General features: G+C 58.4%; 15 protein-coding genes. 7 read left to right on the top strand and 8 right to left on the bottom strand.

Annotated features, from left to right (window positions below; translation table 11 throughout):
* Positions 1-151: 151 nt before the first annotated feature.
* The 4 genes from rhtA (at position 152) to E4P00_RS26830 (ending at position 2,949) form a co-directional block, all read left to right on the top strand.
* Positions 152-1,039 carry a threonine/homoserine exporter RhtA gene (rhtA, locus tag E4P00_RS26815; RefSeq protein ID WP_078820810.1) on the top strand — a complete coding sequence of 296 codons (888 nt, stop codon included), beginning with the start codon at positions 152-154 and terminating at the stop codon, positions 1,037-1,039.
* Positions 1,040-1,201: 162 nt separating this feature from the next.
* Positions 1,202-1,483: a hypothetical protein gene (locus E4P00_RS26820; RefSeq protein WP_003190182.1), complete on the top strand. Its 282-nt coding sequence runs from the start codon at positions 1,202-1,204 to the stop codon at positions 1,481-1,483.
* A 108-nt stretch (positions 1,484-1,591) separates the two neighbouring features.
* Positions 1,592-2,323 carry an SDR family oxidoreductase gene (locus E4P00_RS26825; RefSeq protein ID WP_032876930.1) on the top strand — a complete coding sequence of 244 codons (732 nt, stop codon included), beginning with the start codon at positions 1,592-1,594 and terminating at the stop codon, positions 2,321-2,323.
* A gap of 35 nt (positions 2,324-2,358) precedes the next feature.
* The gene (locus E4P00_RS26830) at positions 2,359-2,949 is read left to right on the top strand and encodes a 2-hydroxychromene-2-carboxylate isomerase (protein ID WP_078820808.1); all 591 of its coding nucleotides are present in this window, start codon (positions 2,359-2,361) and stop codon (positions 2,947-2,949) included.
* Positions 2,950-2,986: 37 nt separating this feature from the next.
* Here E4P00_RS26830 and E4P00_RS26835 read toward each other — a convergent pair whose 3' ends face one another.
* The 3 genes from E4P00_RS26835 to E4P00_RS26845 form a co-directional block, all read right to left on the bottom strand.
* Positions 2,987-4,795: an aminopeptidase P family protein gene (locus E4P00_RS26835; protein WP_078820807.1), complete on the bottom strand. Its 1,809-nt coding sequence runs from the start codon at positions 4,793-4,795 to the stop codon at positions 2,987-2,989.
* Between the two features lie 49 nt (positions 4,796-4,844).
* A complete protein-coding gene (locus E4P00_RS26840; protein WP_078820806.1) occupies positions 4,845-6,005 on the bottom strand; it encodes an aminotransferase class V-fold PLP-dependent enzyme in 1,161 nt (386 codons plus the stop codon).
* A gap of 233 nt (positions 6,006-6,238) precedes the next feature.
* On the bottom strand, positions 6,239-6,508 hold the full coding sequence (locus E4P00_RS26845; protein ID WP_032876941.1) for a hypothetical protein: 270 nt from the start codon (positions 6,506-6,508) through the stop codon (positions 6,239-6,241).
* A 421-nt stretch (positions 6,509-6,929) separates the two neighbouring features.
* Here E4P00_RS26845 and E4P00_RS26850 point away from each other — a divergent pair, with 421 nt between their 5' ends.
* Complete coding sequence (locus E4P00_RS26850) at positions 6,930-8,033, top strand: sigma-54 dependent transcriptional regulator (RefSeq protein WP_078820805.1); 1,104 nt, start codon at positions 6,930-6,932, stop codon at positions 8,031-8,033.
* On the opposite strand, the gene E4P00_RS26855 is transcribed toward E4P00_RS26850, so the two are convergent.
* The gene (locus tag E4P00_RS26855) at positions 8,022-8,387 is read right to left on the bottom strand and encodes an antibiotic biosynthesis monooxygenase (protein WP_005786757.1); all 366 of its coding nucleotides are present in this window, start codon (positions 8,385-8,387) and stop codon (positions 8,022-8,024) included. The genes E4P00_RS26850 and E4P00_RS26855 overlap by 12 nt on opposite strands.
* Before the next feature lie 100 nt (positions 8,388-8,487).
* On the opposite strand from E4P00_RS26855, the gene soxR reads away from it, so the two are divergent.
* Entirely contained in the window at positions 8,488-8,943 is a 456-nt protein-coding gene (gene soxR, locus E4P00_RS26860; RefSeq protein ID WP_078820804.1) for a redox-sensitive transcriptional activator SoxR, read from the top strand.
* Between the two features lie 74 nt (positions 8,944-9,017).
* Positions 9,018-9,476, top strand: a complete 459-nt coding sequence (locus tag E4P00_RS26865; RefSeq protein ID WP_248133356.1) for a VOC family protein — start codon at positions 9,018-9,020, stop codon at positions 9,474-9,476.
* A 119-nt stretch (positions 9,477-9,595) separates the two neighbouring features.
* Here the strand turns inward: E4P00_RS26865 and E4P00_RS26870 are convergent, their stop codons facing one another.
* From E4P00_RS26870 to E4P00_RS26885, 4 genes are read right to left on the bottom strand one after another with little or no spacing between them, the layout of a single operon-like run.
* A complete protein-coding gene (locus E4P00_RS26870; protein WP_005786751.1) occupies positions 9,596-10,828 on the bottom strand; it encodes an MFS transporter in 1,233 nt (410 codons plus the stop codon).
* Complete coding sequence (locus E4P00_RS26875) at positions 10,825-11,541, bottom strand: 2OG-Fe dioxygenase family protein (RefSeq protein WP_248133357.1); 717 nt, start codon at positions 11,539-11,541, stop codon at positions 10,825-10,827. The genes E4P00_RS26870 and E4P00_RS26875 overlap by 4 nt, the downstream gene beginning before the upstream one ends.
* A 4-nt stretch (positions 11,542-11,545) precedes the next feature.
* Positions 11,546-12,913: an ATP-grasp domain-containing protein gene (locus E4P00_RS26880; RefSeq protein WP_248133358.1), complete on the bottom strand. Its 1,368-nt coding sequence runs from the start codon at positions 12,911-12,913 to the stop codon at positions 11,546-11,548.
* On the bottom strand, positions 12,910-14,046 hold the full coding sequence (locus E4P00_RS26885) for a radical SAM protein (protein WP_236648024.1): 1,137 nt from the start codon (positions 14,044-14,046) through the stop codon (positions 12,910-12,912). Before E4P00_RS26885 ends, E4P00_RS26880 begins: the two co-directional genes overlap by 4 nt.
* Between the last annotated feature and the right edge of the window lie 241 nt (positions 14,047-14,287).

Here is a 14,287-nt window from a genome sequence, read left to right on the forward strand (position 1 = left end):
TGGGTTTTCTATTAAATCCGCGGCAAACTCAAGAATTACACTATATAGACAACCACTGCGTGCGATTTGAGCAATATATTGCTCATCGCTTGACAGTTAAGCATCATAGCGTCTTCTGCTTATTGACTACGACCTCAGAAGAGCCCTCTCAATGACCACTTCACCCCGCAGCCTGGCCTCGGCACTGTTTCCCGTCGGCCTGCTGTTGATCGCCATGGCCTCCATTCAATCCGGGGCATCATTGGCCAAGAGCATGTTTCCCGTTGTCGGCGCACAAGGCACCACCGCCCTGCGTTTGATTTTTGCCAGTGTGATCATGCTGCTCATATTGCGACCATGGCGCGCCAAGCTGACGGCCAAGTCACTGCGCACAGTGATCATCTACGGGATGGCGCTAGGTGGCATGAACTTCCTCTTCTATATGTCACTGCGCACTGTCCCCCTGGGAATTGCCGTAGCGCTCGAATTCACAGGCCCGCTTGCTGTAGCTATCTATGCCTCACGCCGAGCTGTCGACTTCGTGTGGATTGCTCTGGCGATCATTGGCCTGCTTCTGTTGATTCCGACGGACAAGGCCAGTAGCGGCATTGATCTGATAGGGGCCGCTTACGCGCTGGGCGCCGGCGTATGCTGGGCGCTCTACATTTTGTTCGGCCAAAAGGCGGGAAATGACAATGGCGTCCAAACCGCCGCGCTCGGGGTAATGATTGCCGCCCTCTTCGTTGCACCGATCGGCATCGTGCATGCCGGCGCCGCGCTGCTGACGCCGGCACTGATCCCTGTCGCCATCGGCGTGGCGATTCTGTCCACTGCCCTGCCCTACACCCTTGAGATGGTCGCACTAACACGCCTTCCCGCCCGTACTTTCGGCACACTGATGAGTATCGAGCCGGCGTTCGGCGCCCTCTCCGGCCTGTTTTTCCTGCACGAGCATCTATCGCTCGCCCAGTGGCTGGCCATCACCTGCATTATCCTGGCCTCGGTCGGTGCCACTTTGACGATGAGCCACAAATCCAAACCACTGGTACCCGCCGACTGATCATCTTTAACCCCAGCTCTGGTATTTGCCGCTCATTTAGGCCATGTTTAGGCCGTAACCGAATGTCATTCATGGAGAATTTCGACACGGACTGCATGAACGCTTCGCTCGAGAGCGAGTAAAGCAGCCCTGTTCTTTGCAGGGCGGCTATTAAGGATGGGAATGAAACGAATTTTGATACTGTTGCTGGTTGTGGGCATCGCGGGGTGTGCCGCCACCACTAAAACAGAAGTGAAACGCGGTAAAAAAGGACTGCATATCAACTGTTCGGGCCTGTCCTCCTCCTGGGACCAGTGCTACACCAGTGCCGCCAATTCATGCGGCGCCAAGGGTTATCGAGTGATTGCCAAGTCCGGCGACAACTCCGAAGAGCCAGGGGACTATCCCTTCGGTCTCAACCCTGCCGGCTATACCAGCCGCAGCATGATCGTCATCTGCAAATAGCTGCCCGAGCAGTCTCCCTGACTGCTCATCTTAAATTTCCACACAGGCCAGGCCATTTACGACATGGCGACTAAACTCCTGCTCGATCATCGAGCCAATGGAGTTCCCATGACGCACAACAACAAAATCGTATTGGTGGTAGGCGCCGGTGACGCAACCGGCGGCGCCATAGCCAAGCGCTTTGCCCGCGAAGGTTACATCGCCTGCGTTACCCGTCGTAGTGCCGACAAACTGCAACCACTGGTAGACAGCATTCAATTGGCGGGCGGGCAAGCCCATGGCTTTGCCTGTGATGCACGTAAAGAAGAAGACGTGATCGCACTGGTAGAGCAAATCGAAACGGAGCTGGGGCCCATTGAAGCGTTCGTCTTCAACATCGGTGCGAACGTGCCTTGCAGCATTCTGGAAGAAACCGCACGCAAGTACTTCAAGATTTGGGAGATGGCGTGTTTCTCCGGCTTCTTGAACGCGCGCGAAGTCGCCAAGCGTATGGCCACCCGTAAACGCGGCACCATCCTGTTCACCGGCGCCACTGCCGGCTTGCGTGGGGCCGCGGGATTTGCCGCATTCGCCGGGGCCAAACATGGTATCCGCGCCCTGGCCCAAAGCATGGCGCGGGAATTAGGCCCGATGAACATCCACGTCGCCCATGTAGTAGTCGATGGCGCCATTGATACCGAGTTCATTCGCGAAAATTTCCCGCAAAAATATGCCCTCAAGGATCAGGACGGCCTCCTCAACCCTGACCACATCGCCGAAAACTACTGGTACCTGCACAGCCAGCCCCGGGACGCCTGGACGTTCGAGCTGGACCTGCGCCCCTGGAACGAACCCTGGTAACACGCCCCTATAACAATAAGCAGCGAGTATCGACCATGAGTAAAACCCTGGAATTTTTCTTTGATCTCGGTAGCCCCGCGACTTACCTGGCCTATACCCAACTACCGGCACTCTGCACCGAGACCGGCGCGCATCTGGTCTATCAACCGATGCTGTTGGGCGGCGTATTCAAGGCTACTGGCAACGCCTCACCGATCACTGTGCCGGCCAAGGGTCGCTACATGCTGGATGACTTGGCGCGCTACGCCAAACGCTACAATGTACCGCTCAGGTTCAACCCGCACTTTCCCATCAATACACTGGTACTGATGCGCGCAATCACCGGCATACAAATCCATGAGCCTGAGCGCTTCTCCGACTTTATCGACTGCCTGTTCCGCGCCCTCTGGGTGGAAGGCCGACACCTGGGCGATCCCGAGGTCGTGGCCCACGTGCTGACCGAGCATGGGTTCGACCCAGAGCAGGTATTGGCCCTGTCCAATGATGAAGCCGTCAAAAACGCGCTCAAGGACAAAACCGAACAAGCCGTTAAACGCGGCGTGTTCGGTGCCCCCAGCTTTTTTGTAGGCAATCAGCTGTTCTTTGGTCAGGACCGACTGGACTTCGTGCGCGAAGCCCTCAGCTAAATATCGCTTGCAGCCGGCGCAGGCCGGCTGCAGCCAATCAAATAGCTGTGGTACGCACCTGCAACCACTCAAGCGCCGCACCACTGAGCAGCGGGCTCAAGCGCTCACGCACCTCGGCGTGATAGGCGTTGAACCATTCGCGCTCATCCGCCGTCAGCAACGACGGTTCCAGGCAACGGGTGTCAATCGGGCACAAGGTCAGGGTTTCGAACTTGAGGAACTCCCCAAACTCGGTCTTGCCCGCTTCACGGTTCAACACCAGGTTTTCGATGCGTACACCCCAACGACCAGGGCGATAAGTCCCCGGCTCGATGGAAGTAATCATCCCAGGTTGCATCGCTGTTTGTGGCGCGGCAGCGGCCTGGTAGGCAATAACCTGCGGCCCCTCATGCACATTGAGGAAATAACCTACGCCATGACCTGTACCGTGACCGTAGTCCACCCCTTCGGCCCAGATCGGCGCACGGGCAATCGCATCCAGCAACGGTGAGAGAATACCTTTGGGGAAGTGTGCACGGGACAGGGCAATCACCCCCTTGAGTACCCGCGTGCAATCGCGCTTCTGCTCATCACTCGGGGTACCGATGGGCACCATCCGCGTGATGTCCGTGGTGCCGCCCAGGTACTGGCCACCGGAATCGATCAATAGCAAGCCATCGCCTTCGATCAGGGCATGCTCTTGTTCAGTCGCGTGGTAATGCGGCATGGCGCCGTTGGCGTTGAACGCAGCAATGGTGTTGAAGCTCAGCGACACATAGCCAGGGCGGCGGGTACGCGCCGCAGTCAAGTGTTCGTCGATCGTCAGTTCGGTAATGCGCTCGCGGCCCAGGGCGCTGTCGAGCCAGGCAAAAAATTCGCACAACGCAGCGCCATCCTGCTCCATGGCCTGACGAATATGTTCCGCGTCCGCCAGGCTCTTGCGGGATTTTGCGAGCGTAGTCGGGTTGAGTCCTTCAACCAGCTTGACGCCGGCATCGAGATTTTCCAGCAAGCCGGCCGTCACGCGTGCGGGGTCCACTTGCAAACTGGCCCCCGACGGTACGGCACGCAGTGCATCGGCCACTTCGCTGTAGTCGCGCAACGTCACGCCATCCTGCTCGAGCATCACCCGCAACTCGGCATCGACCTTGCCCAGCGCGACAAACAACGTAGCCTGCTGTTGGTTGATCAACGCAAAAGATACAAATACCGGGTTGAAGGACACATCACCGCCACGCAGGTTGAACAACCAGGCGATGTCGTCCAGCGTCGCGATGAAATGCCAATCGGCGCCCTTGTCTTTCAAGCTGGCGCGCAGTGCGGCGAGTTTCTCGCCACGGCTGACGGTGGCTTGAGGCGGCAGATGCTGGTAGATCGGCTGGTTTGGTAGCGTCGGGCGGTCTTGCCAGACTTCGTCGAGCAGGTCGATATCAGTGCGCAAGCGGGCGCCGCGCTCGGCCAGCTTGCCCCCCAGAGTACGTGCCGAAGCCACGGCCATGACCGCACCGTCCACAGCCACTACGCCACCTTCAGGGGTTTGCTCGGCCAGCCATTCCAACGGCCCAGGCTGGCCCGGTTGCAGCTTTACCAACTCAATGCCACTGCCCTTGAGTTCCTTGGTCGCCTGCTCCCAGTAACGGCTATCGGCCCAGACCCCGGCAAAATCCGCCGTGACGATCAGTGTCCCCACCGAACCATGGAACCCCGACAACCATTGGCGCCCCTGCCAGTAGCCCGGCAAGTATTCGGACAAGTGCGGGTCAGCCGATGGCACCAGCAGGGCGTGAATGCCCTCGCGGCGCATCAGTTCACGGGTATGCGCCAGGCGCTGGGGAACCGTTCCATGGGTCAAAGGCTGCGTACTCATTGTGTCTCCTGCTAACCACGAATAATTGTTATATGTTGCCAATGATAAATCAGACCGCCCAAAACGCCGGGGCGCTGGCCAATGCTGCCTTGATCAACTGTGCGGCTTCGTCGATGTCCTGTTCGGTGGTAAACCGGCCAAGGCTCAAGCGAATGGTACGACCGGCGGTGCGAGCATCATGCCCCAGGGCCAGAAGCACATGGGACGGTGCGTTGCTTGCCGAATTGCACGCCGAAGTCGCGGAAAAGGCAATGCCCGCGCTCAGTGTGGCAGAGTTGAACTCACCCTCGCTGAACGTAAGGCTCAGGGTATGTGGAATACGCTGAGTTGGGCTGCCATTGAGGCGCAAGCCGGTAACTGACGTCAGGTGATCCAGCAGGCGCTGGCGCAACGCTGCAATCCGAGCCTTCTCATCAGCAAAGGACGCTGCCGCCAAGGCAAACGCCGTCCCCATGCCGGCAATCTGATGGGTCGCCAGGGTGCCAGAACGCAAGCCCCCTTCGTGTCCACCGCCATGAATCTGCGCCAGCACTTTCTGCTGCGCCAAAGGCCCGACATACAACGCGCCGATACCTTTGGGGCCGTACAGCTTGTGCGCGGAGAATGACATCAAATCCACCGGCCACAGGCCCAAGTCGATGGCTACCTTGCCAGCCCCTTGCGCCGCGTCCACATGAAACAACGCGCCATGCTCACGTACCCGCGCACCGATGGCCGGGATGTCATTCAGGGTGCCCAGCTCGTTATTGACCAGCATCAGCGAGACCAGGAAGGTGTCCTCGCGCAGGGCTTCGCTGACCGCTTCGACGCTGATCAAGCCGTCCGCATCCGGCACCAGGTAGGTCACCGCCACGCCGGCTTCCTGCAGTTGCCGCGCAGTATCCAGTGTGGCCTTGTGCTCGATCTGGCTGGTGATGATATGCCCACCCGCCACGCCACGGGCCTGGGTCACCCCCTTGAGCGCCAGGTTGTTGGACTCCGTGGCGCCGGAGGTCCAGACGATCTGCTCCGGCTGGGCGCCGACCAGTTCAGCGACCTGGCGACGCGCCTGTTCAACCGTGTGCCGGGCCGCCTGGCCGAATGCATGGGAACTGGACGCCGGGTTACCAAAATTGGCATTGAAGCCCAGGCACTCGACCATCACCTGGATAACCCGTTCATCCACCGGCGTGGTAGCGGCGTAGTCAAAATACAACGGACGTTTATTCATGACGTTAGAACTCGCAGAGCGTGCTCCCGAAAGCAGCGTCTCGGGGGGGCATCGACCGGAACAGAGGTCGTCAGGTTTAACCGATCGAATGCCATTAAAGAAGGTAACTTTATTTAAATGTGCGTAGGAACGCTCCTGGAATTGAGCTTAACAGGCTGAAGTAGCTCCATGGCAAACAAAAAGCCCGAGGTTCCTTAAGGGAATCCTCGGGCTTTTTATCGCAAGAGGCCGGCTCAACTGGGGCGACCATGCAGGACTACGCTGCGCTCGGCGTTCATTTCACCCTGGCGATCAAAAGAGAAAGGCTTCTGTGGCTGGCCAAGCAACGCAGCGCGCTGCTGCTGATATTCGTCAAACGACAAGCCGCGACGGCTCAGCGCCTCCAGGGCCAATTGCCGGGTCTCCTCGGCGGTGTATGGACGCAATTCCGGGGCTGGATGGGACGCACATCCGGCAAGGACAGAGGTAACAAGTAGCAGCGAAACAGCGAGGAAACGGTTCATGGCGGCGGCTCTGCGAGAGGGGGTTCAAGTCAATGAACACAGGCTACTCCCGGTCCTTCTCGGTGAAAAATCATCGCCCGTGATAGTCGCTATCAACCGGCACGCCACCTTCAACAATCGGCTGCTAATATTCCTTAAAGATCTATAAATATGCAAACACATCCATTTACGGAATAAATCATTTTCTCTATAAATAGCTTCACACGTCAGCAACTGTGCAGTGGCAACAGCCAACCCCAAAACTGGGGTCAGACAACAACTCCCTTTCTCGGCAGCGAGCGCCATACCCATACAGATCAAAGCCTGAACCCGTTGGTACAGCCCTTGTTCAACCTACTTCACCTCTGTTGCTCAGTACCCCGCCGTTAAAATTGAGCCAGTCCCTGCCGATCCCGACGTTCTACTCCTGAGAGAGGTGCCCATGCAGCTTTTGACCCTACCGCCCTCGCCCGCCCTTGCGACCTCGATCCGCGCCACGGCCCAGGTCTTCGAAGACCCCAAATCCCAGGCACTGCTCGACCATATCCAACAAGTGGCGCCCAGCGAAGCCAGCGTGCTGATCATCGGCGAGACCGGCACCGGCAAAGAGCTGGTGGCGCGGCATATCCACAACCTCAGCGCTCGGCGCAACCGGCCGTTCGTAGCGGTGAACTGCGGGGCGTTCTCTGAATCCCTGGTGGAAGCCGAGTTGTTCGGCCACGAGAAAGGCGCGTTTACCGGCGCCCTCAGCGCCAAGGCCGGCTGGTTCGAAGAGGCAGACGGCGGCACCTTATTTCTCGATGAGATCGGCGACCTGCCGATGGCCATCCAGGTCAAACTGCTGCGGGTGTTGCAGGAGCGCGAAGTGGTGCGCCTGGGCTCACGCAAAAGCATACCTATTGATGTAAGAGTCCTGGCCGCCACCAACGTACAACTGGAAAAGGCCATCAACGCCGGGCATTTTCGCGAAGATCTGTACTACCGCCTCGATGTGGTCAGCCTGGAGCTGAGCCCGCTGCGCGAGCGCCCCGGCGATATCCTGCCGCTGACCCGCCACTTTATCCAAGCCTACAGCCAGCGCCTGGGCTACGGCCCGATCACCATCAGCAGCGAGGCCGAGCACAAACTCAAGCGCTACAGTTGGCCGGGCAATATTCGCGAGCTGGAAAACGTGATTCACCACACCTTGCTGATCTGCCGCAACGGCGTGATCGAGCGCGACGATCTGCGCCTGTCGAATATGCGCATCGAGCGCCAGGACGACAGCCAGCACGCCACCGACAACAGCGCCGAAGCCTTGCTTGCGCGGGCGTTTCAAAAGCTCTTCGAGGAACAGGCCGGCGCCCTGCATGAAAAAGTCGAGGACGCTTTATTACGCGCCGCTTACCGCTTCAGCCATTACAACCAGGTGCACACCGCCAACCTGCTGGGCCTGAGCCGCAACGTTACGCGCACGCGCCTGATCAAGATCGGCGAGCTGGCGGTAAACAAACGCCGGCCCGGGCAAACGCTGCAGGGCGAACGGATGCTGCATTTATCCATTTAAGCGGCAGTGCAAAGCATCGTCCTGACTGCGCTCAAAACTGCGCAACACCTGGAATGATCCGAAGGTCACAGCCGTCGCTTGATGCGCGCGGATCAGTGTCCAGAAATCTTCGTCGCCGTGCTCGAAACGCTTGAAGGCTGCTTCTCCGTCCTCGCGGGATTGCCATTGCAGGTAATTGAGCACCCGCCGCCCATCATCGCTGACCTGCACACTGGCACTCAGAAAGCCACCATGGCTTGCCGCGAGGCGCTCGCTCTGGGTGGTCAAGGCCGCCACCAGGGCTGATTGCTGGCGGGGCTCGATCTGAAATTCGATCAATTGAGTGAAGCTGCGATTTTTCTCTGATACCTGCATGAGCACTCCCCTTTCTCTGTAGGCAGAATCTTGCGATTCGATGTCACGCAGGGTAAAACCTCTAGTTAAGTCGAGGTCAAGCACTGTTTGGGAGTCTTACATGCTCAGCAACGAACTCAGCGTCGGTCAGTTGGCCGCCCGCAGCGGCGTAGCGGTCACCGCCCTGCACTTCTACGAATCCAAAGGGCTGATCAAGAGCAATCGCAATGCCGGCAATCAACGGCGATATCCACGGGACGTACTGCGCCGGGTGGTGCTGATCAAAATTGCCCAACGCCTGGGCATTCCGCTGGCGACCATTGGCGAGGCATTGCGGGCCCTGCCCGATGGGCGCACACCGAACGCTCACGACTGGGAACGGCTGTCGGCCTTGTGGCGTCAAGATCTGGATGAGCGCATCAACAAGCTGACGCTGCTGCGCGACAAGCTCAATGGTTGTATCGGGTGCGGGTGCCTGTCGATGGAGGCGTGCCCGTTGCGCAATCACGATGACCAGTTGGGTGAGCGTGGCCCTGGTGCGCAACTGCTGGAGCCCACGCTTGATTCCGATCGGTAAAGCCGGTTGCGCAATGCAACGTGACCTATAGTGAAAAGGCTGTAACTCCATAACCACAATCAAAGGAGAACGTTATGAGCGTTAAACCTATTCCCGAGGGTTACCACGGCATTACTCCCTACCTGGGCATCAACGAGGCCGCAAAGGCGATAGATTTCTACAAAAAGGCCTTTGGCGCCTCGGTGTTCATGCGCCTGGACATGCCCGACGGCAGGGTCGGCCATGCGGAGCTGCGTATTGACGAAGCGGTGATCATGCTAGGCACGCCCTGTGACGAAACGGCCCTGCGCAATCCCGACTCACATCCCAGTGTCGGTTTGCACCTGTATGTGAATGACGTGGACGCACAATTCAAACAGGCGGTTGATGCCGGCGCCAGCGTAGTGTCCGAGCCGCAGGATCAGTTCTATGGGGATCGCTCGGCGAGTGTGAAGGATCCGTTCGGTCACCTCTGGTTCCTGGCCACCCATAAGGAGGACCTGACCGAGGAGCAAATCCGCCAGCGTGCCATGCAGATGTTCAAGCAAAATTAACCCTGTGGGCGTGAGCTTGCTCGCGCCTGCAACACGCCACGCCTTGCCCCAGGTTCCAGCCGGCCAACACGCGTGGCCTGCTCCGGCAAGCTAAAGGCCTGTGTGGAGTCTGGAACACTTCAAGGGTTTGTCGATCTGACACCCCGGTACGCATTGCGCCCCAGCCATATCGTCATGACCAACAAGGCGGTCAATGGCAGCCCATGGAACAACACGATCACCTGGGCCGGCGTCCACGTCACATAGAACGGCCCGACCACCAGCATGCCCACGCCAAAACCGGCCATCTGGATCAGGGTCAAGAGGCTGAACAGCGGCAAGCGCAAGCTATCGGGCTCGCTTTGCGCACGGGAGATCAACGCCACCTCGGACAATCCATCGCCCAGCCCTGCCCACACCACCAGCAACAGCGCCAGCCACAGTTCGGTCTGCTGGAATGTCAGGATAAAGCCGCTGGACATCAACGCCACACCGAGCATGAACAAGCGCTCCATGCCTTGGGTGCCACGACCTTTCAACACTGCACTGGCGATGCGCGCGCCAACAAACTTGCCACAGGCCCACACGGCCAGCAGATAGCCCATGACCGTCTTGGCCGTGTCCGGTGAAATGTACTGCGACAGCACTGGCCAGCCGACGTTATGGGCCGCGCTGCCAAGGGTGTCGAGCATGCTGATCAGCAACATCGCGGCCAGCACCGGCGCACCGCGCAACCCCTTGGTCAGCTCGTGCCATTCGGCGGCCAGCCCGCGATGCGCGGCAACAGCAACGCTAAACAACGCGCGCAAGGGCAAGACCAGGCAAGCGGCAATCACATAGGTGCCGATGTTGACGGCAAACACCGCTTCAAATCCGCCCGTGGCGATCAGCAAGCCGGAGAGCAAACTGCCGAAGACCGCGCCGGTGGCGGCCGCCGAGGTGATCCATGCATTGGTATTCACCCGCTGCTCCAGCGCGACCCAGGTGGGCAACTGACTGTTGAGGCCAATGGCAAACAGCGAATTGCACAGGCCGATACCGAAGGCGATAAAGGGAAGAAGGGTGAGTTGATGGGCCGGTAACAACACCAGCAGCGGCGTCAGCAACAGCGCCCGGGCCAGGTCCAACCCCGCCAACGTCCCACGCCCGGCAAACCGCCGAAAAAACGGGATGCCAAACAGGCTGGCGACAATCCCGCCGGTGACCCGGCACGCCAGGAAAATGCTGACAAACACTACGCTCTGGCTGAGCCAGTACACATAAGTGGACAACGCCACCATGTTGAGGAACGCGCCAAAATCCGACACACCGCGAGCAAAGATGATCAGGCGAGCGTTGCGGGTCGACAGATTCAGTTGTTGATCGTGGCTCATGCAGGCTGTGCCTCCTCGACACTGCGCAGGCTTACCAAGAGCACATCGCGCCAGGCCGGTGCCGTCTCCACCCGCGGTCGCACCTCCCCGGCCCGATGGTAGAACCCACGGTCGTTGATCACGATAGTCTCCAGAAATTTCTCCATCGGCAGTTGCAGCAGCCGGCTGTGCTCCGTTTCGTCGGCAAACACCTCCGACACCACCGGCACCGTGTTGCATTCGCCAATAAAGTGCATGAACACCCAATCCAGGCCGTCCTGGTGAATCCCCGAAGTGGTCGGGCTGCTTGATGGCCCATCCGCCCGCACCCGGAACTGATGGATATCGATCGTATAAGTCTGTTCGCCCAGGTGCGGGGCAATCACTGCAAGGTCCGTCGCCAGCAGCTTCTGCATGATTGGGTGCTCGATAAAGCCCTCCTCGCTATAGCTCAGGTGGTTCACGCCCTGGCGATAGTTCACCGCGTAGGTGACCGGCGATTTGAACGCCGTATTCCTGTCGATCTGCAATTGCCGTGACGGTAACAGACGATAGCGCAAGATGCGCCGTTCGCGGTGGGTGTAAGTCCTGAACGCCTCGTCGCGCACCAGGTTATCCCAATACGCGCGAAAGCTTTGCTCCTCACCCGGTTCAACTTTGACCAGTTCGCGAAAGTCCGGGCGATGACAGAAGTGATGTTCGCGCAAAAGCGCCGAAATCTGAGGGATGTCCATATCGCTATCCTGCAACCGGTGGATCGATGAGGATGCGCAGGTGTTGCTGCAACGCATCGTGCAAGGCATGGGCGTCGGCGGCATTGCCAACCTGGGCCCAGCATTTGAGCAAATAATGCTCCTCGATATCCGCGTCAATGTAGTGGCCGGGGTCCTGCGGGGCGTATTTCAGCACCGAGCGGTGTTGGTCCAGGAACTGCAGGCCGTCAATGCCCCTGAAAAGGCCACTGTGCTGCGGATAAATCGCCAGCATCGCGTAGTGTTGCCGCGCCTCGGCGATCTTATGTGCACCGGCCTCCAACTGTGCATTGATGCCCTTCTCGCCCAACAACAATCCCATGTACAACTGATAAGGATCGACACCGGCCAAGTCGCGGAACGCCGAGTTCACATACAGTCCGCCCAGGCGCGGGTTGATCTCGATGACCACCGGCCCTGCGTCCGTCATGCGAAACTCGAAATGCACCACAGCGTTGGTCAGGCCCACCGCGTGCAGGCAGTCCACCGCGTACTGGCGGATCTGCTCACACTGGGCCTGGCTGAACGACGTCGGCGGGGAAATCAGCAGGTTCTCAAGGACTGTGCCGCTGCGCTCGGTCAGCAGCAGTTTTTCATTGATCAGCAGCGGATGGACACGCTCGCCGGCAATCACACATTCCACACTGCCTTCGATGCCAGGAATATAACCTTCCAACAGAATGCTGCGCCCTGGCAGGTATTCACGCCGCAGCCCACCCTCAGGCGGCAGGGCGTGCGCACAGCCGTAGAAGTCCGCATAAGCGGCGGCGCCATGATCACTCACGAAATGCCGATAGTGGCTACGTAGCTCCTCCCAGTTCGAGCATTTTTTGATAAACGCCGAAGCCCCGCCAAAGGGCGGTTTGGCGATCAGTGGATAACCCACGCGCTCGGCGCCTTGCTGGAGTTCCTGTTCGTTGTTGCACAGCACGAACGGTACCGAACGCAACTCATGCTGTTTCAACACGCGGCGCATCAAGAACTTGTTATTGCACGCCGCAATCGCCTCTGGGTGGCTGTAGACCAAGCCCAACCGCTGACACGCCTGCGCAACGATACAGCCCACCTCCCCTTGTGCGGACGGGTGCCCGGCCTGGCAGAAAATCCCCCGCACCTGATAACGCCCGTCCAACTGTCCGACCAACTCCAGGATGGACTGCTCACTGAGCGTTTCGAGCAGGAACACTTCGTCACTGTCGTCCCTGAGTCGTTGCAGGTGCTTGCGCCCCGCCACGGCGGCCGTCAAACACGCCAAGCCGTGGGCGCGGGCCACCGTGAAATGCGGTTCCCGGTAGCGGTAGCGAGCGCAAGCGCTGTCATCCACATCAATAAACAGAATCGCACCCTGTTTCATACCGCATCCTGCCAACTGCACCATTGGCCCTCCCAGTTGCGAAAACGGTAAGTACGCTGCCCATCGCGAACTTCAAAATGCGGTAAGTCTTCAGGTTTTTCAAAGTCCAACAACGGCACGGTGAACTTGCCTTGTGCGTGAGGAAGTACATATTCGGGCAGGGCAATATTGGATACGCGGCGTTTGAGCCGATCCATTATGACGATGGCTTGGCTGATCGAGGCCTTATACTCTGAAGCACCGGGTGAAAACGGCATGAAGTGATATAAGTAATAGGGCTTTACGCCCAGACGATAAAGATCAATGAATAATTTATGCAACGTCGCTTCATCATCATTCACGCCACGCAACAGCGGCATGTTAGAGAATACTATCGGCACCACGCCCTGAATCCGTTTAACCGCGAGGGCAAAATCAGCACTGAGTTCAAGCGGGTGGCAGACATGCACACCAAATGCATTGACTTTGTACTTGTGCAGCATCGCCACCAACTCATCGGTCACGCGAAACGGGTTGAAACTCAAAGCCCGCGAATGAATGCGTATCAGCAGGTCATCACGAATGCCGCGCAATGCGGCCAGCATCTCCTCAAGCTTGCGGTCGGCCAGCATCAGTGGGTCACCGCCACTGAGAATCACCTCTTCAATCGCCGGGTTAGCGCGGATGTACTCCACCGAATCCTTGAACGAGTCGGTGTTGGCGTTAGCTTTGTCGGTGCCCACCTGCAGCGTGCGCAGCGCCTCGAAACAGAACTGGCAATAGGCATTGCAGGTGTTGGTGGTGCGCAGGATCACGCGGTTGTCGTACTTGTGCTGGCAGATGGGCGTCTTCATCTCATGATTGAGTTCCCAGTTTTCGGAACTGCCGTCATAGTCGCCCTGCACCTGTTCGCTCCAGTACGGTACTACCTGGCGCCACAGTGGGTGGTCCATCACTTCGCCGGTGGTGAGTGAACGCTTGATCAAATCAATATAGTAAGGCGTGATCTGCATCTTGCGATCTTGCAGGTTGTGCTCGATATGCGCCGTTGTGGCCTCGCCCCATCCACCGCAGGCATTGCGCAGTGCAGGTTCATCGCGGATGGCATTCTTCTGCTGCCAACGCCAGTCTTGCCACTGAACTGAACGATGCATGGCTTGATCAAAAATCGACATGAGTTTGAACTCTCTGTTAAGGCATAGGGACGCGTACTTTTCCAGCGCAGGAAAAGTATTATTCGCAGCAATGGCAATCGACGGAGATACGACAGACCACGATCAAGTAACTAATTTGATCACCGGCACCAGAGAGATATAACAGTTCGCCACTTGAGGGCGCGAATAAACGACTAGCACGGTCATGCAATCAACTTCCTTTTTATAATATTTCGACTTC

The organism is Pseudomonas sp. B329, assembly GCF_023127835.1.
GTDB classification, from domain to species: Bacteria; Pseudomonadota; Gammaproteobacteria; order Pseudomonadales; family Pseudomonadaceae; genus Aquipseudomonas; species Aquipseudomonas synxantha_A.

Bases quoted from the DNA above. Each gene is read 5' to 3' on its own strand.
- E4P00_RS26870 (WP_005786751.1), bottom strand. From the start codon at position 10,828: ATGAGCCACGATCAACAACTGAATCTGTCGACCCGCAACGCTCGCCTG.
- E4P00_RS26850 (WP_078820805.1), top strand. From the start codon at position 6,930: ATGCAGCTTTTGACCCTACCGCCCTCGCCCGCCCTTGCGACCTCGATC.
- E4P00_RS26875 (WP_248133357.1), bottom strand. From the start codon at position 11,541: ATGGACATCCCTCAGATTTCGGCGCTTTTGCGCGAACATCACTTCTGT.
- E4P00_RS26880 (WP_248133358.1), bottom strand. From the start codon at position 12,913: ATGAAACAGGGTGCGATTCTGTTTATTGATGTGGATGACAGCGCTTGC.
- E4P00_RS26845 (WP_032876941.1), bottom strand. From the start codon at position 6,508: ATGAACCGTTTCCTCGCTGTTTCGCTGCTACTTGTTACCTCTGTCCTT.
- E4P00_RS26885 (WP_236648024.1), bottom strand. From the start codon at position 14,046: ATGCATCGTTCAGTTCAGTGGCAAGACTGGCGTTGGCAGCAGAAGAAT.
- E4P00_RS26825 (WP_032876930.1), top strand. From the start codon at position 1,592: ATGACGCACAACAACAAAATCGTATTGGTGGTAGGCGCCGGTGACGCA.
- rhtA (WP_078820810.1), top strand. From the start codon at position 152: ATGACCACTTCACCCCGCAGCCTGGCCTCGGCACTGTTTCCCGTCGGC.
- soxR (WP_078820804.1), top strand. From the start codon at position 8,488: ATGCTCAGCAACGAACTCAGCGTCGGTCAGTTGGCCGCCCGCAGCGGC.
- E4P00_RS26840 (WP_078820806.1), bottom strand. From the start codon at position 6,005: ATGAATAAACGTCCGTTGTATTTTGACTACGCCGCTACCACGCCGGTG.
- E4P00_RS26830 (WP_078820808.1), top strand. From the start codon at position 2,359: ATGAGTAAAACCCTGGAATTTTTCTTTGATCTCGGTAGCCCCGCGACT.
- E4P00_RS26855 (WP_005786757.1), bottom strand. From the start codon at position 8,387: ATGCAGGTATCAGAGAAAAATCGCAGCTTCACTCAATTGATCGAATTT.
- E4P00_RS26820 (WP_003190182.1), top strand. From the start codon at position 1,202: ATGAAACGAATTTTGATACTGTTGCTGGTTGTGGGCATCGCGGGGTGT.
- E4P00_RS26865 (WP_248133356.1), top strand. From the start codon at position 9,018: ATGAGCGTTAAACCTATTCCCGAGGGTTACCACGGCATTACTCCCTAC.
- E4P00_RS26835 (WP_078820807.1), bottom strand. From the start codon at position 4,795: ATGAGTACGCAGCCTTTGACCCATGGAACGGTTCCCCAGCGCCTGGCG.